The organism is Halodesulfovibrio oceani subsp. galateae (assembly GCF_055397225.1).
The window spans coordinates 3,662,211-3,682,771 of sequence record NZ_AP042453.1; the positions used below are offsets into that span (position 1 = coordinate 3,662,211).

General features: G+C 45.6%; 21 protein-coding genes and 8 tRNA genes. 23 read left to right on the top strand and 6 right to left on the bottom strand.

Going from position 1 to position 20,561, the window contains the following annotated elements; genetic code table 11:
* Positions 1–11 precede the first annotated feature (11 nt).
* A complete protein-coding gene (locus ACZ5V1_RS16055) occupies positions 12–752 on the top strand; it encodes a septal ring lytic transglycosylase RlpA family protein (protein ID WP_464389705.1) in 741 nt (246 codons plus the stop codon).
* Between the two features lie 92 nt (positions 753–844).
* Here the strand turns inward: ACZ5V1_RS16055 and ACZ5V1_RS16060 are convergent, their stop codons facing one another.
* Together ACZ5V1_RS16060 and ACZ5V1_RS16065 are read right to left on the bottom strand one after the other, a co-directional pair.
* Positions 845–1,135 carry an integration host factor subunit alpha gene (locus ACZ5V1_RS16060; RefSeq protein WP_020000871.1) on the bottom strand — a complete coding sequence of 97 codons (291 nt, stop codon included), beginning with the start codon at positions 1,133–1,135 and terminating at the stop codon, positions 845–847.
* Positions 1,136–1,167: 32 nt separating this feature from the next.
* Positions 1,168–1,584: an HIT family protein gene (locus ACZ5V1_RS16065; RefSeq protein ID WP_160716516.1), complete on the bottom strand. Its 417-nt coding sequence runs from the start codon at positions 1,582–1,584 to the stop codon at positions 1,168–1,170.
* A gap of 280 nt (positions 1,585–1,864) precedes the next feature.
* Here ACZ5V1_RS16065 and ACZ5V1_RS16070 point away from each other — a divergent pair, with 280 nt between their 5' ends.
* Positions 1,865–2,875 (top strand): elongator complex protein 3, encoded by a 1,011-nt coding sequence (locus ACZ5V1_RS16070; RefSeq protein WP_464389706.1) that lies wholly within the window; start codon positions 1,865–1,867, stop codon positions 2,873–2,875.
* Between the two features lie 181 nt (positions 2,876–3,056).
* On the opposite strand, the gene ACZ5V1_RS16075 is transcribed toward ACZ5V1_RS16070, so the two are convergent.
* Positions 3,057–4,391: an outer membrane homotrimeric porin gene (locus tag ACZ5V1_RS16075; RefSeq protein ID WP_373792887.1), complete on the bottom strand. Its 1,335-nt coding sequence runs from the start codon at positions 4,389–4,391 to the stop codon at positions 3,057–3,059.
* A 471-nt stretch (positions 4,392–4,862) separates the two neighbouring features.
* Here ACZ5V1_RS16075 and ACZ5V1_RS16080 point away from each other — a divergent pair.
* From ACZ5V1_RS16080 to ACZ5V1_RS16135, 12 genes are all read left to right on the top strand, one after another.
* A tRNA-Val gene (locus ACZ5V1_RS16080) sits at positions 4,863–4,938 on the top strand.
* 8 nt (positions 4,939–4,946) lie between these two features.
* Positions 4,947–5,023, top strand: a tRNA-Asp gene (locus ACZ5V1_RS16085).
* Positions 5,024–5,253: 230 nt separating this feature from the next.
* On the top strand, positions 5,254–5,883 hold the full coding sequence (locus ACZ5V1_RS16090; RefSeq protein ID WP_464389707.1) for an RluA family pseudouridine synthase: 630 nt from the start codon (positions 5,254–5,256) through the stop codon (positions 5,881–5,883).
* Positions 5,884–6,093: 210 nt separating this feature from the next.
* Positions 6,094–6,169, top strand: a tRNA-Val gene (locus ACZ5V1_RS16095).
* A 14-nt stretch (positions 6,170–6,183) separates the two neighbouring features.
* Positions 6,184–6,260 (top strand) — tRNA-Asp (locus tag ACZ5V1_RS16100).
* Between the two features lie 64 nt (positions 6,261–6,324).
* A tRNA-Asp gene (locus ACZ5V1_RS16105) sits at positions 6,325–6,401 on the top strand.
* A 52-nt stretch (positions 6,402–6,453) separates the two neighbouring features.
* Positions 6,454–6,529, top strand: a tRNA-Val gene (locus ACZ5V1_RS16110).
* Positions 6,530–6,867: 338 nt separating this feature from the next.
* Positions 6,868–7,242 (top strand): Rid family detoxifying hydrolase, encoded by a 375-nt coding sequence (locus tag ACZ5V1_RS16115; protein WP_464389708.1) that lies wholly within the window; start codon positions 6,868–6,870, stop codon positions 7,240–7,242.
* Positions 7,243–7,507: 265 nt separating this feature from the next.
* Positions 7,508–7,583 (top strand) — tRNA-Val (locus tag ACZ5V1_RS16120).
* 7 nt (positions 7,584–7,590) lie between these two features.
* Positions 7,591–7,667 (top strand) — tRNA-Asp (locus ACZ5V1_RS16125).
* A 323-nt stretch (positions 7,668–7,990) separates the two neighbouring features.
* The gene (locus tag ACZ5V1_RS16130; protein ID WP_464389709.1) at positions 7,991–8,572 is read left to right on the top strand and encodes a flavodoxin family protein; all 582 of its coding nucleotides are present in this window, start codon (positions 7,991–7,993) and stop codon (positions 8,570–8,572) included.
* 238 nt (positions 8,573–8,810) lie between these two features.
* Positions 8,811–10,193 carry a diguanylate cyclase gene (locus ACZ5V1_RS16135; protein ID WP_464389710.1) on the top strand — a complete coding sequence of 461 codons (1,383 nt, stop codon included), beginning with the start codon at positions 8,811–8,813 and terminating at the stop codon, positions 10,191–10,193.
* Between the two features lie 41 nt (positions 10,194–10,234).
* On the opposite strand, the gene ACZ5V1_RS16140 is transcribed toward ACZ5V1_RS16135, so the two are convergent.
* Positions 10,235–11,104: a DMT family transporter gene (locus ACZ5V1_RS16140; protein WP_464389711.1), complete on the bottom strand. Its 870-nt coding sequence runs from the start codon at positions 11,102–11,104 to the stop codon at positions 10,235–10,237.
* 422 nt (positions 11,105–11,526) lie between these two features.
* Here ACZ5V1_RS16140 and ACZ5V1_RS16145 point away from each other — a divergent pair, with 422 nt between their 5' ends.
* The 8 genes from ACZ5V1_RS16145 to ACZ5V1_RS16180 all read left to right on the top strand — a co-directional run bounded on the left by ACZ5V1_RS16145 (position 11,527) and on the right by ACZ5V1_RS16180 (position 17,028).
* On the top strand, positions 11,527–11,886 hold the full coding sequence (locus tag ACZ5V1_RS16145; protein ID WP_464389712.1) for a DUF134 domain-containing protein: 360 nt from the start codon (positions 11,527–11,529) through the stop codon (positions 11,884–11,886).
* A gap of 80 nt (positions 11,887–11,966) precedes the next feature.
* Positions 11,967–12,551, top strand: a complete 585-nt coding sequence (locus ACZ5V1_RS16150; RefSeq protein WP_464389713.1) for a NifB/NifX family molybdenum-iron cluster-binding protein — start codon at positions 11,967–11,969, stop codon at positions 12,549–12,551.
* Positions 12,551–13,405 carry a nucleotide-binding protein gene (locus tag ACZ5V1_RS16155; RefSeq protein WP_464389714.1) on the top strand — a complete coding sequence of 285 codons (855 nt, stop codon included), beginning with the start codon at positions 12,551–12,553 and terminating at the stop codon, positions 13,403–13,405. Before ACZ5V1_RS16150 ends, ACZ5V1_RS16155 begins: the two co-directional genes overlap by 1 nt.
* A complete protein-coding gene (locus tag ACZ5V1_RS16160; protein ID WP_464389715.1) occupies positions 13,398–14,261 on the top strand; it encodes an ATP-binding protein in 864 nt (287 codons plus the stop codon). Before ACZ5V1_RS16155 ends, ACZ5V1_RS16160 begins: the two co-directional genes overlap by 8 nt.
* 45 nt (positions 14,262–14,306) lie before the next feature.
* A complete protein-coding gene (locus tag ACZ5V1_RS16165; RefSeq protein WP_464384897.1) occupies positions 14,307–14,720 on the top strand; it encodes a NifB/NifX family molybdenum-iron cluster-binding protein in 414 nt (137 codons plus the stop codon).
* A 467-nt stretch (positions 14,721–15,187) separates the two neighbouring features.
* On the top strand, positions 15,188–16,009 hold the full coding sequence (locus tag ACZ5V1_RS16170; protein WP_464389716.1) for a hypothetical protein: 822 nt from the start codon (positions 15,188–15,190) through the stop codon (positions 16,007–16,009).
* A 14-nt stretch (positions 16,010–16,023) separates the two neighbouring features.
* Entirely contained in the window at positions 16,024–16,683 is a 660-nt protein-coding gene (locus tag ACZ5V1_RS16175) for an RluA family pseudouridine synthase (RefSeq protein ID WP_464389717.1), read from the top strand.
* A 108-nt stretch (positions 16,684–16,791) separates the two neighbouring features.
* A complete protein-coding gene (locus ACZ5V1_RS16180) occupies positions 16,792–17,028 on the top strand; it encodes a hypothetical protein (RefSeq protein WP_020000856.1) in 237 nt (78 codons plus the stop codon).
* 52 nt (positions 17,029–17,080) lie between these two features.
* On the opposite strand, the gene ACZ5V1_RS16185 is transcribed toward ACZ5V1_RS16180, so the two are convergent.
* Entirely contained in the window at positions 17,081–17,299 is a 219-nt protein-coding gene (locus ACZ5V1_RS16185; RefSeq protein WP_464389718.1) for a hypothetical protein, read from the bottom strand.
* 384 nt (positions 17,300–17,683) lie between these two features.
* Entirely contained in the window at positions 17,684–19,039 is a 1,356-nt protein-coding gene (locus tag ACZ5V1_RS16190; protein WP_464389719.1) for an NAD(P)/FAD-dependent oxidoreductase, read from the bottom strand.
* Positions 19,040–19,242: 203 nt separating this feature from the next.
* On the opposite strand from ACZ5V1_RS16190, the gene ACZ5V1_RS16195 reads away from it, so the two are divergent.
* A complete protein-coding gene (locus ACZ5V1_RS16195) occupies positions 19,243–20,505 on the top strand; it encodes an HDOD domain-containing protein (protein ID WP_464389720.1) in 1,263 nt (420 codons plus the stop codon).
* Positions 20,506–20,561 lie beyond the last annotated feature (56 nt).

Genomic DNA, 20,561 nt, shown 5'->3' on the forward strand with positions numbered 1-20,561 from the left:
AGGAGTATTCATTGCGGATTTTTGTTTTATCACTCTGTATTGCATGTATTATTTCGCTTGTCGGGTGTGGAAAGACACACATTTCTTCACCCAAGAAATATTCAGCCCCTACCAAAGTAAAAGCGAAGCATAAGACTTCCGGTTCCTATACTGTATGGGGTAAGCGCTACACAAAATTGGCATCATCCAAGGGCTTTATTGAGTACGGAAAAGCCTCTTGGTACGGTAAAAAATTCCACGGTAGAAAAACTGCAAACGGTGAACGGTACGATATGTACGGTATGACAGCTGCGCATAAGAACTTACCGTTTGGAACCATTCTACGCGTAACAAACATGAAGAATAAGCGATCTGTTGTTGTACGAGTTAACGACAGGGGCCCTTTTGTTGAAGGCCGCGTTGTTGATTTGACCCATTCAGCAGCAAAGAAACTTGGTATGCTTGGACCCGGTGTAGTTTCAGTAAAGATTGAAGCCATTGGTGGCCCAGAGCATAAAAAGTATGCATCCACATCGAAAAAGAATAGTGGATCGTTTTATATTCAGGTTGGTTCCTTCGGGGATAAGTTCAACGCCCAGACACTTCGGCAGAAGATTGTCCGTAATGGGCGTTCCTGCCGATTGTTTCAGGATGTAAGTTCCAGTATCTGGAAAGTGCATGTCGGTCCCTACTTTACTTATACGGCTGCGGAGCGGGCCAAAAAAACGCTCACGAATGAATTTTCTGGCGCCTTTATTTTTGCAGGAAAATAGGCACAAAAAAACCCGCTTTACGCGGGTTTTTTTGTAAGATGTACAGGCACACAGTGCAGGTGCAGGGTGTGCCTGACTAACCGTGTCGAGAACTAACCGTTTAGTTCAGCACGGAATTTGCGGGACAGACGGAATACTACAACTTTGCGCGGTGGCAGAGTGATAGTCTCGTCGGTCTGCGGGTTGCGGCCTTTACGAGCTTTTTTGTCGTAAGCTTCAAGTTTTCCGAATCCGCTGATGAGAAGTGCGTGATCTTTTTTGATCGCGCTCTTCATGATATCTAACAGGGATTCTACGAGGTTTTTAACTTCTGCGCGGTTCCTGTCAGTTTTTTCGTAGATAGAATCTACTATGTCAGCTTTTGTAAGGGTTTTCCCTTCCATGTTATCCTCCCATTTTCGTGGGGTAACGGCTCTTATATGTGCTGCCGAATGCTGGTGGCTAAATGCTGTGCCTCTTTAATAGAGTCGTATGCTACCTGTGGCCAATGCTTCAGGCCATCATCACTGAAGCGGGGTATCAGGTGCCAGTGAGCGTGAAAAACAAGCTGACCGGCATCTGGATGGTTGTTCATGAATATATTCAACCCTGTTGCCCCCGTAGTGGCAAGTATAGCTTTGCCAACAACCTGTTGTGCTTTGATGATGGCAGGGGCAAGTTCAGCTGGAATATCAAAGATATTCGCATAATGCTGCTTAGGGATAATAAGCGTGTGGCCTTTGCTTACCGGACCAATGTCTAGAAAAGCCAATACGTTGTCATCTGAGTAAAGTTCCGCGCAGGGAATCTCACCGTTGATGATCTTGCAAAAAATACAATCTTGAGTACTCATAGTGCTGTAATGATTTTTTGTTACATTGTTCAGGTAATCGGCTGGATGATTTTATCTTTTCCAGTCATGCGCCGCGCTGTGTATATACTCAATGTCCATGAGCAATCAAGTTTTTTTACGTAATTTTATATGTTTACACTGTTGATGTGTAAATAGTCGGTTATTTTATGGGAAATTACGCCAGAAACCGCGGGCGTTTCGTCCATTTCTTAGCATTATATATTTTTTTTCTAAAGAAAAAAACTAAAAAAATTAATACATAAAGGTGGTTACGTTCGGAATGATTTTTTCTCACCCAGAACCAGTAAGCCGCAAGACACGGATTCTGCCTGTTTTCATGCCTTTTGCCGGATGCAGAACTCGGTGTGTGTATTGTTCACAAACGGTTCAGACTGGAACAGCTGAATCACAGTTGAAAAATATTTACACGTCGTTGCAGCAGACTCTTGCAAGCGCGGAAGACGGTGCCGGGTACGAAGTTGCATTCTATGGCGGAACATTTACTGCAATTCCATTTGAATGGCAGGAACGTCTGGTTTCCCTTGCTGGACAATATATTGAGTCCGGAAAGGTTACAGGGGTTCGCTGTTCAACCCGCCCTGATGCTGTTGATCCAGAACGTTTATCGAAACTACGAAATTTAGGTCTTAAAACTGTCGAGCTAGGCGTACAAACCTATAATAACACAGTTTTAGCCAATAGCAAGCGCGGGTATACGGAAGGAGTGATAGTAAGTGCTTGCAATATTGTTAAAAAAAGTTCTTTGGAGCTGGGCATTCAGCTGCTTCCCGGTCTTCCGGGAATGGATAAAAAAATATTTCAAACTGATATAGAAAAGACATGTGCCTTGGCTCCGGCGGTTGTTCGTCTCTATCCATGTCTTGTCTTCGATAATACTGTTTTGGCTCGCTGGTATGCTCGTGGTGAGTTTTCGCCATGGGGATTAGATGAAACAGTTGAGGCTTTGGGGATGGGAATACTAAAGCTTTGGCAGCATGGTATCCGTGTTATCCGAATAGGGGTTGCTCAGGAAGATGGGCTGACTGACAGCCTCATTGCGGGACCGTTTCATCCGGCTATGGGGAATATGGTGCGGAGTGAAGCGCTGCGGTGTTTGCTTGTTGAAAAAATGGAACAGCTTGATAAGCCGTTCTCGCGACTTATTTTACCAAAGCGCTATCAAGGTGAGCTTTGGGGGTACAAAGGGGCGCATAGAGAGTTTTGGAGTCAGCAAGGTATGTCTCCAGAAAATGCTCTGGGTTGGAAACTTCCTATTTTTCAAATGGATTAGTTCTATGTAGCTAGTTTTGAAAGTTGGTTGTTTGAACTGTGGACGAACATCTTGAATGGTTAATCCGTATATTGCTCCTGGGTGATGTACGGATTTTTTGCATAAAAAAAGCCGGAGGATTAAATCCTCCGGCTGGAACTGCGTTGTTTGCGCGGCTATGCGCTGACCACAGGGATGCGTACTAGTAAGAGTACTGGAAACCTAAAGCTGCTTTGAATACAGCTTCTTCACCGGAAACAGACTTGTAGTCTGGGTTCAGGTAACCGAGCTCTACGATAGCTGCGAGGTTTTCGTACATCTGCCAGTTAGTATCGATGTTGAATTCCCAAGCTCTGTCTTCGTCAGTTGGGAAGGTGTCAACTACAGCAGTGCTAGAGTAATCAGATGTACCCTGCATCCATGCAACTTTAAAGTCATGAGTTACGTTCTCAATGAAGGTAACTTCAGTAATGCCGAGAACAACACCCATGGTGCCGATACCGGAAAGAGTAAATGCGTTATCTGTGGTGTCAAAGAAGCCACCGTCAGTACCGAGGTTGGTCAGAGCAAGACCACCAGCGGAGATTTCTGGCAAGTAGTTACCATCGCCTGTTTCGCTGTCGTCATCACCGGATGCATACCAGAGGTCGATAGTAGGAGTGTAGTTTTCCATTTTGTAGTCAGCGTGGAGGAGAGCGTAGAAGCCACTCTGGTCACGGCTGTTAACATTAGTTAAACCAGCAGGCATGTCGGAACCGTTAGACTGACCCCAAACAAAGTCGAAAGCTAAATTGAGTCGTTCCCAACAAGCTGACTGAGCAGAAACACCGAGCCACCATACGTCACGATCGTCTGTAGCTAAAGGAACGCCCAAAGGAATGCCTGAGTTAACGTCTGCGTTACGGCCGATTGTAGCGTAAGCAATGTAAGGTACAACAGTAACAGGTTCAAAGTTCAAACCACCGATGATGGTGAATACGTCGTACTTTGTTTTGCTAGTAGGTGTTGCAGGAGTGTAGTTTTCAGTATCTGCTGCACGAGCCCATGCTGCTACAACGTTGAAACGATCTGAGAAAGCGTAGTTAGCAACAACAGCTGCTACGTCGTCATCGAGAACCGGGTTGTTGTTAGCAAGGCCAGGAAATGCGAGACCCTGAAGACCCATACGAAGTGAAAGGGAAGTATGAGGCATCTGGAAATCGAGGTAGAGACGTTTAGTTTCTACGTTTACACCGTCGGTGCCGATAGCACCACCGCTTCCGCGGCCAAAGGTGTCTGTATCACCCCAACGGATGGTACCAACTTCAAGGTAGTAAACACCTTTCAGGGATTCGTTAGCGATGATGTCAATTTTGGTACGCAGACGCTGAATGGCAGTAAAGTAATCGCCATTGCTAGCTTCGCGTGGATTTGGGTTGTCCAGCCACTCGAAAGCCATGTCGAGAGTACCGGAAGCCTTAAATTCGGTAGCTGAACTTGAAACTACGGCACCAAATACCATAGTACAAGCGAGCATCAGGATAATAATGCGTTTCATGTGTGAAAATCCTTCTTTCTTTAAAACTGCTTTAAAGATTATGGTCAGTAATCTTTTGAGATTGTGGTCAATAATCCCAACACAGGTCTGAAGCTGTTGTAGCGTAAAATATAGAACGCGCACAAGTTTTTTCTCATTATTTTAAGTAATTATAATAGGTCTCTAATGTCTCCGCCCTGAGTTGGCGCGGTTTTTAGCAAGTAAAAAAAATTAAACGGGACTAGATTTGCATTATTGAATAAGTGAACAGTGGTTGTGTGAAGGGTGTAAGATAAAATCAATTTAAATAGATAGTTATGATGTTGTTCAATAAAAAAAGTATAAAAAATATAAAAAAGACTTGCGGGTAAATTTGAAATTACGTAGAAGCTTTTTCGCTTGAGAGAAACAGCTTTTAGCAAATGCACATTGCATTGAAAGAAAGATGTTGACGCATCAAGTTGGATTCACTAGATAGTGTTTCCTCATAGTGGGCGGTTAGCTCAGTTGGGAGAGCATCGGCCTTACAAGCCGAGGGTCACAAGTTCGAGCCTTGTACCGCCCACCATATAATGCGGAGCCGTAGTTAAGTCGGTTATAACGCCGGCCTGTCACGCCGGAGGCCGCGAGTTCGAGTCTCGTCGGCTCCGCCATGAAATTTTAGCGCTTAAGCGAAAGCTTAAGCGCTTTTTTCTATTTCTAGCCCTGAGTTGGCGCTTCAATGTGCTTTCTGTTCAAATGTTCTCTAGAGAACACATGAAGGCAGCCCTCCTTTTCATTGCCTGATTTTCTATCAGATGAAACAATTCTTCATTCGACTGCTTGCTTCACCTTTCCTTCCTTACTACATAAGAATCCAACAACGATATTTATTGGAGTGTGTATGCTTTCCCTTACTTTTGTTTACGAAGACACCAAGCTTGTGGTGGTAAATAAGCCCAGCGGGTTGCTTTCTGTGCCGGGAAAAGGGGAAGAGAATCAGGATTCCGTGGAAACACGAATTCGTGAGCGTTATCCGCACTGCACTAAAATCCCAACTGTTCATCGGCTTGATATGGATACTTCCGGTTTGCTTGTGCTGGCTTTGACAAAGCGTGCAAAGCGAGAGTTGTCTGAACAGTTTCAAAATAGAGAAGTGAGCAAGCGATACATAGCCCTCATTGAAGGGCAGCTTGAAGAAGAAGGCGGTACGATATCTTTGCCGCTGAGGATGGATTTAAACAACCGGCCTTATAGTGTTGTTGATCATGAAAATGGAAAACAGGCTTTGACAGAATGGCGCAACCTTGGTGTTGAAGGTGCGTATACTCGTGTAGAATTTGCTTTGCATACAGGCAGAACACATCAATTGCGTCTACATGCTCTTTATGGCTTGGGTTTTCCTATTGTGGGAGATCGGCTTTATGGGAATGGAACTCAGGCGGGGCAGATGAAGTTACATGCAGCGTACCTGCGTTTTGTGCATCCTAAGACACAAGAAGTGTTAGAGTTTATTTCAGAGCCAGATTTTTAAGTGTGAGCTGACGTTGCGTAATGCTTTTCTGTAATCATATGGTAAAATAGATTTTTTTATCTGTTGAAAGCCTTTTGGGAGCCAGTTGAGTTGTGGGAAAACATGAACTCTGCGGGGCTTGCGAAAGAATAGAAAATAAAAAAAGTACTTTTTTCAAGCTTTCTTGTTGACACCTGAGCGGGTTTTCCCTAAAACGTGTCCTCGTTGAATGGGCGGTTAGCTCAGTTGGGAGAGCATCGGCCTTACAAGCCGAGGGTCACAAGTTCGAGCCTTGTACCGCCCACCATTCAATCACGAAGCGGAGCCGTAGTTAAGTCGGTTATAACGCCGGCCTGTCACGCCGGAGGCCGCGAGTTCGAGTCTCGTCGGCTCCGCCACTTGAAAGCAAGAGGCGAAAGCTTCATACAATTGAATATATATTTTTTCTCGTAAGAGAAATGCGGAGCCGTAGTTAAGTCGGTTATAACGCCGGCCTGTCACGCCGGAGGCCGCGAGTTCGAGTCTCGTCGGCTCCGCCACTTTTTAGTAAAGCGGACTATATATAGTCTTGTTTTACGACCGAAAAATTTCGGGCGGTTAGCTCAGTTGGGAGAGCATCGGCCTTACAAGCCGAGGGTCACAAGTTCGAGCCTTGTACCGCCCACCATTTTTAAGGACTGGATTTTTATCCAGTCCTTTTTTTTGTCCAATTTATGTTTGCAACGGATTTATGTTTATAGCGGCTTGATAAGAAAATGATTCGGCGCATTGACGATACGTATAGCTATGACGTTTTTATTGTCGATAAACAGTAGGCTACGTACGTTTCTTATAGAGAAATCCGTTGAAGTAATGTTTCTTCCATATTATGTAGTACGATAGAGTTATGCTGAACACTCTGTCACAGGAATACACTCGAGTTTACTCTTGCGAAGGCTTAATGCGCTTCGCTTTTTAACTTGTTGTATTTTTTATTATATTTTTGAATTTTTGGAGAATAATCGAATGGCAACCGTAATTACAAGCGATAAAGCACCAGCAGCTGCAGGTCCATACTCACACGCAATCAAAGCTGCAGGTCTTGTCTTCACTGCCGGTCAGCTCGCTATTAATCCTGAAACAGGAAAAGTAGCTGGAGATGCAGAAACACAGGCTCGCCAGACTCTTACAAATATTAAGCATGTTCTGGAAGCGGCAGGCACTTCATTGGATAGAGTTATTAAAGTTACTGTGTTTGCAACTAAGTTGGAATACTTTGCAGACCTTGCAAAAGTGTACACAGACTTCTTTAACGAGCCATTCCCTGCACGCAGTGGAATGGAAGTTTCCCGTCTTCCGATGGATTCCATGTTTGAGATTGAAGTTATCGCTGAGAAGTAAGTTAGTTTGTGTGTACGTTGGTTCAGAATCGCTTCTGAATCAGCTAATGTTGCATGTAAACGGCAGTGACGAAAGTTACTGTCGTTTTTTTGTGATGAGCCTACGGAAGTCGAGAGTATTGCAGGTGTGGGTTGTGAGGATGCAGCCATTTTATAATGTTCAGGCTCAAAAGACTTTAGTAGGTACTATAGTTCGGAGAAAAAGTGCATAGAAGTTCGAATTTCTGTTGACTTCGGAAGGCTGTGCATATAGAAACTTCTCCATCGGGCGGTTAGCTCAGTTGGGAGAGCATCGGCCTTACAAGCCGAGGGTCACAAGTTCGAGCCTTGTACCGCCCACCATTTTTGCGGAGCCGTAGTTAAGTCGGTTATAACGCCGGCCTGTCACGCCGGAGGCCGCGAGTTCGAGTCTCGTCGGCTCCGCCACGCAAATCTAGTCCTCATACGTAAGTATGAGGACTTTTTTTATGTCTAAATTTTATCTTTCACGACTGAACTACTGACCTCTGTCAGTTGTGACGGGTTCATACTGTCCTTTCTCCACATAGTTCGTTTTGTATGCAAACAAAGCCCTCCGGGATGATATTCATCATCCCGGAGGGCTTTGTTAATGTAGATTGACAGAAAATAGTCCTAAAAAGTGATATTAAATAGTATGCAACTGTTTAGGATTATATGAAATTGTTTGCAGTGTGCATTGGTTAACTGAGCTTTATCCTGAGCAAACAGAACATGGTTCGGAGAATAATATGAAAAAAGTTGTCAGCATTCTCGGAAGTCCACGAATCAAAGGATCAAGCAGCCGAATTGCGGCTTCTTTTACAGAAGAGGCAAAACGTTTGGGTGCCGACATTGAGATTTTTCCTTTGAACAGTATGAAGTACCGCGGCTGTCAGGGGTGTGAGGCATGCCACACAAAGCTTGATCATTGTGCATTTGAAGATGACGGGAAAAAAGCTTTAGATTCCATGCGTACTGCTGATGTCATGGTGCTTGCCAGTCCAGTTTACTTGGGAGATATCTCAGGTCAGCTCAAACTGCTCATGGATCGTACGTGGTCACATGTGGCGGTTGATTATTCCAAGGATTATCCTTTTGTGAATCGCATTCCCGAGGGGAAAGTTGCCGTGCTCATTTTAAGTCAGGCAAGTGATGAAAATACACATCTTGATGTTGTTGAACGGTACACAGAAACATTAGCAATGCTTGGGTTTGACGTGAAAGTGCTTCGGGCAACCGGCCAGTCAATGGAAGTTGAGAACGATGTGTCAGTTATTGAAGCTGAAGCTTCTGCACTTGCCAGAATGTTGTGCGGGGCAAGCAGCGGTTAATTTGATCATTTTTTTTAACGTGAGAGGGCTCGTCTTGGGATCGTGCGTGGTGCAACAATTTTCATGTAGTTATGAGTGCCTTTATCGATACCTTACTAAAATCGCTATTGCTTTAGGAATAGTTACTGTTGTAAGAAGCTTGATTCTTTAGCAGCAGATTCATTATTTGAGGATGGTGCAGCTTTAATGGTTTCATCTGAATTTTTTGAAAAACTTTTCTTAGCTTAGTGAGCGTTATATGCAGAGAAAGGATAATGTTAAGATACTTGGTACCGCGATTCTCTGTATCTGCATGACCTTGATTACGATAAGTCTTGTCGAAGTGCTTATCCGTCGGGATACAGAGCATGAAACAGCACTTATCCATGATACCCTCCTTAATACAGGCGCTTTGATCGGTCAGGAAATTCAACGCAATCTCTCCTATGGTATAGTTGTGACTGAAACACTTCATGCCCTTCTTGAATCTACTCATTATCAAGTTACGAATTTCTCCAAATGGGGAGAGCGGTTGTTCGCCCTTGGCTCTGGCACCAGTTCTATTCAACTCGCACCAAATGGTGTTGTGTCCTACATATACCCTTTGGAAGGAAATGAGCGTGCTCTCGGACATGACCTATTGCTTGATAAAAGGCGCGATGACGGTGCTAACCTTGCAATACAGAGTCGTGAGGTGACTTTTGTTGGTCCCATAAAGCTTATCCAGAACGGTAAATATGCCGTTATCGCCAGAAAGCCTGTGTTTAGAGACATAGACGGTGTAGACACTTTCTGGGGATTTACCATTGCTCTTCTTCTGGTGGACGATGTGTTGCCGGATAGGGTGCGGCAGTTGGAAAAGCAGGGGCTGTATATAAAGTTGGAAGGTGAGAACCCTGATTCTCAAGATCCGGCTGTGTTGTTTTCGTCAGATAAGTGGGTTGAAGGCAATGATGTTGCCATGACTATTAAAGTCCCTAACGGCACTTGGACACTCAGGCTTGGACACGATCCTATAACGAATAAATACTATTCGTTGGCTAGAATTTTTATCGCATTTTTCTCAATAACAATTGCGATCTATATTTTTGTTCAGCGCTGCATGATGAGCGTAAAGCAGGAAGAAATTTCTTTTTTGAATGAACGCCTGATGGAATTGTCCTTAAAGGATGAACTTACAGGTGTTGGTAACCGCAGGGCTGGCATGCAAGCGCTGGCACGCGGAATTCAAAAGTCAAAATATACGAATAAGACATTATCAGTTCTCATGCTTGATATTGACCTGTTTAAAGAGGTTAATGATCAATTCGGACATCCGGCTGGTGATCATCTTCTAAAGCATTCTGCCTTCTGTCTTAATGCATCAGCACAGCGATGTAATTCTGTGTTCAGGATAGGTGGAGATGAATTTCTTATGCATCTTCCTGAGATGGGATTGGATGAGTGCATGGATGTTGCCGATGCCATTCAAAAGTTTGTGGAGAAAATGCCTTGTGAATATGGCGGAACAGAATTGCCCATGAGCTTTTCGATCGGTCTTGCGGAGCATCATCCTGACGAGACAATTGATTCCTTATTACACCGCGTGGACATAAAGCTTTACGAAGCAAAGAACGCCGGTAGGAATACGATAAAATATTAAAAAAAAGCCTTCATACATTTGTATGAAGGCTTTTTTTGTTCTTAATTCGACGTTGCGACTTGGGGCTGGCTGGTTCGCCATTTAACAAGGCCGTGGAGTAAGAGTGTCCCCACAACCAGAGTGCCCCCCTCTACGGCTCTCTGGCTCGGCATTTCGTTAAGGCAGAGCCATATCCATAACGGACCGATTGCTGTTTCCAAAAGCATCAGCATGCCTACTTCTGCTGCCGGAATGCGTCTAGGGCCTAATGTTATGAGGATGAATGAAATAGGAACGATGATGATGCAATGCAGGAGCATCCATCCCCATCCGTTATTGATAATTTCTATCGGATGTCCCGCAAGAGCGCTGATACCTGCCGTAACTGCTCCCGAAAGAATAAGGCTGGGCGTCATATTTCGCGTACCGGCCGCACGATCGCTTACAAATTTACCTGCTAAAGCAATGCTGCACCCCAGTCCGATTATGTCACCAATAATGTTTGGACTGTGCCATGAACCCAAAAGTACCCACGATATCCCAATCATCGATACAAAAATGGCTACCCATGTGATGGGTGGCGGGTTTTCCTTAAGAAAAATTCGTCCGAATACTGCGGCAAACAGCGGTTGGGTACTGATCATAACCAAGACGTTTGTTACTGATGTCAGCGAAACGGCAGAAACAAAACAGATAGTGCTGACAGTAAAGAGCAGTGCCGATCTGATCAGAGCACGGTCGAATGATAAAAGAGGCTGCTTTGGGAGGCTGTGTCGGCACCAGAGGAATACCATGAGGCTTAACAGGGTCCCTCGCCAGAAGAGCAGGTCAAACGATTGTGCTCCTATGAGCCGGATCATAAGCGAATCAAAACTCAGTACAAGTACGCCTAACGCGGTCAGGAGTAGGCCTTTCATATATTCAGAATGCATTTGTGTCTCGAAGCTTAAGTTAGCAGGTATTGTGTACCGTGGATGGTCTTACTGCGGGCGGAAATACTCTTTTTTTAAAATCAAGTCACCAGATATTCAGGAAAAAGCTTTTAAAAAGAGGGTGGGACAGAAGCTGGAGCAGAAGCTGGAGAATGAAATTTTCGGGAAAATTTTGTTTTTAGAATGAGGCAGTTGACGGGGGCGGTTGTAACACAGTGTCCACCATCTCAAAAGGTAGTAGTGCGATTATAAAGAAGATTCGTTTCGTTAACTGAGCGAGATGACGGCAAAAAAGTTTCGAGCGTATGTTCATTATAAAACAGATAGTTATGGATTTTTTTGAACCTACGCTCATTTTTTCTGTTGACTTTGAGAAGCGGATGCATAAATTGTGAGTACTTACTAACCGAACAGGAGAATTTGTGGGCAGACGAAAAATAACCCGTGTTGTCAGGCGGATGCCCCATGTGGTGTTTTATAAGCCGCAGGGAATTCCGATGATGGACTTAACAACATTAGAGATATCTGTAGATGAGTTTGAAGCACTACAGTTGATCGATGCTGAAGGGTTTTTACAAGAAGAAGCTGCCTCACAAATGGGTGTTTCCCGTCCTACACTCGGACGCATTTTAGCAGGAGCACGAAAAACAGTTGCAACTGCCCTTTCAAACGGATGCGCCATTCGAGTTGAAGGTGGAGACTATAAATTTGAAGCAGACTTACAAGCTAAGAACGAAACAGGACAGCCTTGTTGTTCTGGTGGTAAGCAAACAGAGAGGTAAGCCCGGTGCACAGTTATGTGTGCTTGCGGCGTCAAAAATGACCATTTTCTGATGCAACGACATCACCAAGGAGTAACACGATGGAATCAATTAAAATAGCAATCAGCACCAATGGCCCAACACTTGATGATACTGTTAACCCTCGTTTCGGACGAGCGCCTGGTTTTTTGATTGTAGATTCTCAGAGCCTTGAGTTTACTTACTTGGATAATGGTCTTTCACAGACAATGTCTCAAGGGGCAGGCATTCAGGCTGCTCAGAATGTAGCAGGTAGCGGCGCACAGGTTGTGCTCACCGGTTATGTTGGTCCTAAAGCCTTTACAGCACTTGAAGCTGCGAAGGTTCAGATTGGACAGGATGTTGAAAACATGACTGTGCGTAAAGCAGTTGAAGAATTTAACAGTGGCAATATCACTATTGCTTCCACACCTAACTCTCAGGGCAAAAGTGGAATGGGCGGCGGTGCTGCTCAGTCTACTCAACAGGCCCAACCTACTCAGCAGGCTCAGGGAGCTGGTCAGGGTGCCGGTCGCGGACAGGGCGGCGGACGTGGTCAGGGTACCGGACGAGGTCAGGGTGGACAAGGCGGCGGACGTTGTGGCGGCCAAGGTGGCGGTCAGGGCGGCGGTCAGGGCGGCGGTCGTAAAGGCGGAGGTCGTTTCTAGTGATTATTGCAGTGGCTAGCGGCAAAGGTGGTACTGGTAAAACAACAGTTACTGCTGCATTAGCAGCGAACTGGAAAACCCCCGTTGCTGCGGTTGATCTGGATGTTGAAGAGCCTAATCTTCATCTATTTTTACATCCTAGCATCACCGGAACAGAGAAAGGTTATATCGAAATTCCCGAAGCAGACGAGAGGATGTGCACCTCTTGTGGTGCCTGTACTGAGTTGTGCCAGTTTAAGGCAATTGCATTAATTGGGGATACGTTATTAACATTTCCTGAAATGTGTCATGGTTGTGGCGGTTGTATTGCTGTGTGTCCAACCGGTGCATTAACAGAGAGTTCTCGCGAGCTGGGCGAGCTGTGCCATGGCACTTCCGGTGATATTGCGTTCCATATGGGTCGACTTCGCATCGGTGAGGCGATGTGTCCTCCACTAATGAAGTTGGTTAAGAACGATGTCTTCTCATCCTATGAGAATGAGACTCGTGACGTTATACTAGATTCTCCTCCCGGTGCGAGTTGCCCTGCGATTTGCGCAGTGGCAGACGCGGACTGCGTAGTACTGGTAACGGAGCCGACCCCGTTTGGATTTTACGATTTTAAAATTGCTTACGAAGCCTTCTCAGTTTTCAACAAACCAACGGGTGTTGTTGTAAACAAAGCAGGCATCGGCGACATGCAGGTTTATGCCTTCTGTGAAGAACACAATATCCCTATCTGGGCGGAAATTCCGTACGATAGAGGCATTGCAGAAGCGTATTCTATGGGATCAGTGATTACAGAAGCTGTTCCTTCACTTAAACCTGTGTTCGAAGAGCTGACCCGTTCTATTCAGGAGTCCGTCCATGCATGAGATTCTCGTAATCAGCGGTAAGGGCGGAGCCGGTAAAACATCAGTTACCGGTGCTTTTGCCCATCTTGCAGACAATGCAATCCTTTGCGATCTGGATGTTGATGCACCGGATTTCCATCTTCTCAGCCAGCCTGAAAAATATCAGACTCATGAGTTCTGGTCCGGTTATGAAGCTCATATCCGTCAGGACGATTGTATGAAGTGCGGCGACTGTTTAGAGCGTTGTCGTTTTGATGCAATCAAAGAAGAAGACGGATTGTATACAGTAGACCCGATCAAGTGCGAAGGCTGTAAAGTCTGCGTTGCTTTGTGTCCGGGTGACGCTATTGATTTTAATTTAAAAAAATGTGGCGAATGGTACAGATCACATACCCGTTTCGGGCAGTTGGTTCATGCACAGTTGTATCCCGGAGAAGAAAACTCCGGCAGACTGGTAGCACTGCTGAAAGATGAAGCTCGTAAGACCGCCAAAGAGTATGGCTACGAGATTATGCTTGCAGACGGCGCACCGGGCATCGGCTGTCCTGTTATCAGCTCACTTTCCGGAACTGATCTTGCCGTGTTCGTAACTGAGCCGACTCCATCGGGTCTGCACGATTTAGAACGCGTTGCCGCATTATGTGACCACTTCCGAGTTAAAGGATGCGTGGTCATTAATAAATACGATTTAAATACCGACATGACAGAAAAGATTGAATCATTCTGCGAGCAAAAGGGGTACCCGGTTGCTGGTCGAGTTCCGCACTCCAATGTTGTTACAGCAGCAATGGTGGAGCGGAAGGCCGTTACAGAATATGATTCATCAATGTACACTGATTTTGCCGGTATCTGGAACAATGTACTCTCACAGCTGTAATTACCCTTGCAGCACCGAATTTTTGACAGGTTACAAGGAGACAATATGTCCTCAACTCTCGTAGCAGTTCCATCTGCAGCACCAGGTGGACTTGAAGCAGGCGTAGACGCACATTTTGGCCATTGCCAGATGTACACCCTTATTTCCGTGGAAAACGGCAGCATTGCTAATGTTGAAATCATTCCTAACATCCCGCATGAGCAGGGTGGCTGTATGGCTCCTGTTAATTACCTTGCAGGTCACAAAGTTCAGGCTATCATCTCCGGTGGCATGGGCATGCGTCCTCTGATGGGCTTTAATCAGGTTGGTATCGAAGTTCTGCACGGCAACGGCGCAGCAAGCGTTCAGGATGCAGTAAGCGCATTCATCGCCGGTACTCTTCCACATTTCTCTCAGGAATTCACTTGTGGCGGCGGCGCAGACCACAGTCACAGCACAGAAGGCTGCGGCAGCCACTAGAAAAAATATTGCATAGGGTCTGGAACAGGTAATGCGTGCGGGCTGGAAAACAGCGCTGCAAGTTTAGACTTTCTGAATTTGCATTTCCTGACCGCGGATACGGGTTTCCAATCCCTCCAAACCTATTTGCAACGCAATCGATGGCAACATCGAGCAACTACCGGAGTTTTCTTTAAATAAATGGATTTCCTCTGCTGAAGATTGTTGCTGCACGGCATTCGCCAACGCAAGTTTTCGTCGACAGTCAGAGGCTCTTTGTAGGATATACTGATTTTGTCCGGTAGGTTTGCAACAGAAAACGAGATGTTTATCATCTCGTTTTTCTGCGTTTGCAGGGTAGCATTTGTGCCGCCGTGCCTGCCTGCTATCCGTGTGCCTATCTTTTCTTGCTGTTCTTGCATTCAGTGCCTATATACCTTTCGGTGCAGAGCAGTGAATTCTGCCATATTGAGCGCAAGGAGATGCGAGTGTTTATCCCATTGGATACGTGTACAGATGAGTTTTCTGAAGAAGCATCCGCATTCGGACATTGTGTCGCGTGTGGTGTTTCGCATTCGCTACCGTACGGTCATGCGAAACTCTATGCGCATGAATTGCGGCAGCAGCTTGAGGCCAAAGGCGACATGCTTCTCCCTATTCCCGACAGTGTTGCGGATCAGCAGAAAATTCAGGCACAAGTGGACGCACTTGCGGGAAACCCGCGCTACAGTATGGAGTATTTATGGGGCTCCGCGTTGGGGCAGATGCTTGGCATTATGGTTTGCAGAAAGCAGGACGGTACCGTGGGTATTGTGCGTGCTTTTTCCGGTCAGTATGACAGGTTGTACGAAATCCCCGGATGGGCACCGCCTGTAATGGATTTAGCGCAGTATAATGCGGTAAATTCTGTGGGGAACAAGATCGTGAACGATTATACGGATCAGATTAATGGGCTTGCTCCTTCCGACAAGGCACTTCTGCAACAGCTTAAGCAGGAGCGAAAAGCTCGCTCTCGCTCTTTAATGGATGAACTGTACGGATTGTATATTCTGGGAAATTTTTCAGGCGGAAAAAAGCCGCTTAAAGAAGTTTTCTACAGCAAACAGGGTATGCGAACCGGTACGGCAGATTGTTGTGCTCCTAAGCTGATTCATTATGCGCAGCAGAATCAGTTGACTCCGCTTGGAATTGCAGAGTTTTTCTATGGAGCTGAAAATAAATCGCAAACGCGGCAGCACGGTAAATTTTACGAAGCGTGCGAAGAAAAATGCCAGCCGATTCTCGGCTTTATGCTTTGCGGGTTACAATAACGATGGATAAATTTATGTTTGATACATATGATGCGTCGCATCTTTCAATAGACGTTTTGTACGCAGATGAACATTGCGTAGTGGTATATAAGCCTGCGGGACTGCTCTCTGTACCGGGAAAAGGGCCGGAAAAAGCTGACTGTGTTGTCAGCCGCGTGCGTGAAATGTTTCCCGGATGTATTGAACATCCAGAAGCGCATCGCCTCGATATGTCTACATCCGGCATCCTTATTCTTGGGCTTACAGCTGAAGCCAAACGCGATTTGTCCACAGAGTTTCGTGAACGACGCGTAGGGAAAAAGTACGAAGCAATTCTCGATGGTGAAGTTCGCGGGGACAGTGGTACAATTGATCTGCCGTTGCGTCTGGACTGGTTTAACAGCCCTATTCGCATTTATGATCCGCTTCAGGGCAAGCGTTGTCTTACTTTGTGGGAAAAGCTTGATTACTCTGACGGGCAGACTCGGATAGCGTTTGATCTCATTACAGGACGTACACATCAGCTTCGTGTACATTCATCCCATAAATTCGGGCTTGGATGTCCAATTGTCGGGGATAATCTGTACGGCACACGTAAGCCCGGTGAACGTCTTATGTTGCACTCTCGTTATTTAAAGATTGCACATCCTGTTTCCGGTGAGACTCTTGAATTTGACAGAGCACCTGATTTTTAATTTATTGTAGTCTGCCCCGATTAGCTGATGGACTGATTAGCTAATGGGTTGCAGACATCGCAGCGCTTAGGTTCAAAAGGCTTGCGTATATACTTCGGGAGGATACTAATGCTGACATTTAAGTGTGCCGCGTGCCGTAGAAAACTCTGGAAGTATTTTAAGATCGGCAAGGGCGAAGTCGTCCGATGTCATAAAGATCGGATAAAAAAAATCTTTGAGATAGATGAACGCGACGGGAAAGTGTTTTGCCTGTGCGGGCGTCCCATTGGAGTAGATAAAGAAGGGCATTACAGAATGATCCGTAATGCCTGCACATACTCCGGAACAAAAGATCCGAAGAAATAAAAAAAAGGAAAGGGTACTCCCTTTCCTTTTTTTGTGTTCGGTGAACGTTACGCTAGACTTCTTCTTCCAGTGCTTTCTTCATAATTTCAATGACGCTGCCGCGTTCCTGCGCAAGACGTTTCCACTTTTTCTTTTCTTTCTTTGTTGCTTCAATTGTATGAAGCAAGTCCCGTATCGTCTGTGCAGGGTAGCCGTAGCTTTGCGGGTCTTTGCGCAGCTCTTCATCATTGCGTTGGCGCAGTGCAGTCAGTTGATTAGCATTTAAAATCATAAGCACATCCTCTCAGGTTGATGACAAACTCGCACAAGGACACACATCTCGAGGATAGGTGCTGTGCAGCTTAAAAATACACCGGCTGTTGGCTGTCAGTTCAGGAAGCTATTTGAAATGCATACGTTTTCTTATGTATTTCAAAATGATTATTCCCGGAAACGTTCAGGTAACTACAAGCAGAACAGTAAGATTTCTGCCGGTTCAGGTGCGTCTTTCGTTGCATCGTGTTGTCTCAATCTGCCTAAAAAAGGCTCTGTCGGTACTCTGTAGCTTTTACAGAGAGCGATCGGGGCAGTAGTTATATGGCATCGTTAAGAGAACCATTATCATGACTGTATACTGCCTGTACTTTTCATACTTATCAACCTTAGCAGGCTATATTCATTTTTCTTTTGTAGAGCGTTCGTTCAATGCCGCGCCCTCGGTGCCTGAAGGTTCATATTCATCTGCTTTTCCGTGCGGAATTGTATCTTTTGCTTTTGGCATAATGAGCCGTACACCGCGTTCGAAAAAGAGATACTCGAACGACCAGTTAATAAATACGATGACTCGGTTACGGAATCCGATGAGATACAGCAGGTGAACAATGAGCCATGTCACCCACGCGAAGAAGCCTGTTATTTTAAATTTTCCAAGATGAACAACTGCGCTGGAGCGGCCGATGGTGGCAAGTGAGCCTTTGTCGAAGTAGGAGAACGGCTCAAGCTTTGTACCTTCAAAAAAGTTCATGAGGTTTTTGGCTGCCAGTGCGCCCTGCTGGATTGCGTTTGGAGCAACAGTCGGGCCAATGATTGGAGTATCCCCATCCATCGGTAGGGCAAGGTCTCCGGCAACAAATACCTCAGGGTTATCTGCAAGATTAAGTTCAGGTGTCGTTATAATGCGGTTTGCATGCCCCAGAGGCATTCCCATTTTTTCGGCAACGTTGTTGCCGCGAATACCGGCTGTCCAAAGGACTGTACGTGTGGAAATGACATCACCGGATTTCAGGGTAACTTTGTCCGCTTCAACCTGCACTACATGCTGTTTGTAGGTGCCGTGTACATCAAGGTGTTCAAGTCTTTTTTTAGCGTAGCTGCGTAATTTTTCAGGAAAGCCTTTGAGAGGGCCGTCTTCTCCCTCGATGAGCATGATTTTTACATCATTCTTATCAAGTCCTCTGAAGTCTCTACGCAGTGAAGTGTGTACGAGTTCAGCAAGAGCGCCCGCGTACTCAACGCCTGTAGGGCCGCCGCCTACAATCGCAAAGGTGAGCAGTTGTTCCCGTATTGCAGGGTCTGGCTCGTGCTGTGCGTATTCGAAGCAGGAAAGAATATGGTTACGGATGTCGATGGCTTCTTCTGCACTTTTAAGCGAGAAGGCAAACTCTTCTGCACCGGGAACGCCGAAGTAGCTGGTGACGCTGCCGAGAGCGATAATAAGACCATCGTAGTGGATAGGCCCTACATCGCTGAGGAGGACTTTTTTTTCTAAATCAAGTCCGGTTACCTCGGCCATGCGGAATTCTACATTCAGCATTTTACGGAAGGTTCCGCGGAGTGGATATGAAATCTGCTCCGGTTCCAGTCCTGCGGATGCAACTTGATAAAGCAGAGGTTGAAATAGATGATAGTTGTTACGATCGATAACTGTAACTTGGTATCCATCTTTTTTCCCGAACTCTTTTGCTGCCCAGAGTCCGGCAAATCCACCGCCTAGAATAACGATTTGCTTAGCTTTGCTGCTGTGTTCTGACATGACTACACCATTGTGCGTGATTGTTTACTATATTTATGAATCTAGAATTGTAGCATACAGGTTACAAGATGGTTCTTCTATACCTATGTATGATTTTACCAACAGTGTATAGAGTTTTTTACGGCAATGAGGACTATGAATTATATCATATTTTAGATAGATAAGTTACGTTGCATTGTGATTATTTATAGCAGGAGATGGTTGTGGGAAAACTCAGTATTGACCTGCTTCAATCCGGTATGGTGCTTCAAGACGAAGTTCGGGGGATGAAGGGAAAACGTCTGTTTCCTGCCGGTGTAGAGCTGGATGAACAAAAGATTACAATTCTTAAAGCATGGGGAGTGGTAGAGGCCGATATAATAGGGGGTACACGCGAAAGTTCACGTCAGGCTCAGCTGGAAAAAGAGTCTGTTGCGGATGAAGCGCAATTACTTGCCAAACGGTTTGTTACACAGGCATTCCGTGGGCAGGAAGCTGGTTCCAGTTTTATGCGCCAGTTTAAAGTTCAGTGTATAAAACGCACAACGAAGGCTATACGCAGCCGAAATTTTTCTGTGATGACAGCAGAGAACATGCGCGGTCTATACGATCAGGCAGCAAAGAGTACTCTGCGTCCGGGAATGGTTACGCCTCAGGATCTTGTTGAAACACAACTGGAGCTGGTATCGTTTCCGGATATTTATTATGAGATTGTTCGTGAATTGGAGTTTCCGTTCACGACATCACGCAGGCTTGCTGGTATCGTGTCTAAAGATACCGGACTTGCCGCCCGCATTTTGAAACTGGTTAACAGCCCGTTTTATGGGTTTCCATCCCGTATCGAAAGCATTGAACGTGCGTTGACAATTCTTGGTTCTAACGAATTGACGACGCTGACCTTGGGACTGAGTGTTGTACACATTTTCTCCGGGATTCCGGATACCGTCTTTAACGTTCAGGACTTTTGGGAATATGCGATTTCCTGTGGTATTCTGTCTCGTCTGCTTGGTGCACACTGCACGGAGTTGATGGAAGAACGCCTGTTTGTCGGCGGGTTGTTACAGCCTGTCGGTATGTTGCTTATGATCAGTTATGACCCTGCATCTATGTGTAAGGCCGTACTGCTGAGCCGTAAAAAAGATGTTCCCCTTCCGGTTGCTGAACGAGCGGTGTTCGGCTTTAACCATGCGGAAGTGGGCGCAGCTCTGTTGGAGTCATGGAATATTCCGGAAACTTTGACAAATATTGTTCGCCATTGCTACACGCCTCTGTCGTCACCATTGCCGACAGATTCGAGTATTGTGCATTTGGCAACGATTATGGCGACCGGATTGCGTAGAAAAGATTTCTGCACATTCCATTTGCCGGACTTTTTTTCAGCTACATTGGATGAAACAAAGATTTCTCCTTCTGCACTCGCCCCTATTCTTTCGCAATATGATAGGCAGTTTGCAGATACTCTGGAGATTTTGACCGACGGTATGTAGCCATGCGGGTGTTGCAGCCTTGGTGTAGCTGGTGTAATTCAAGAGAGAAAGGCAAC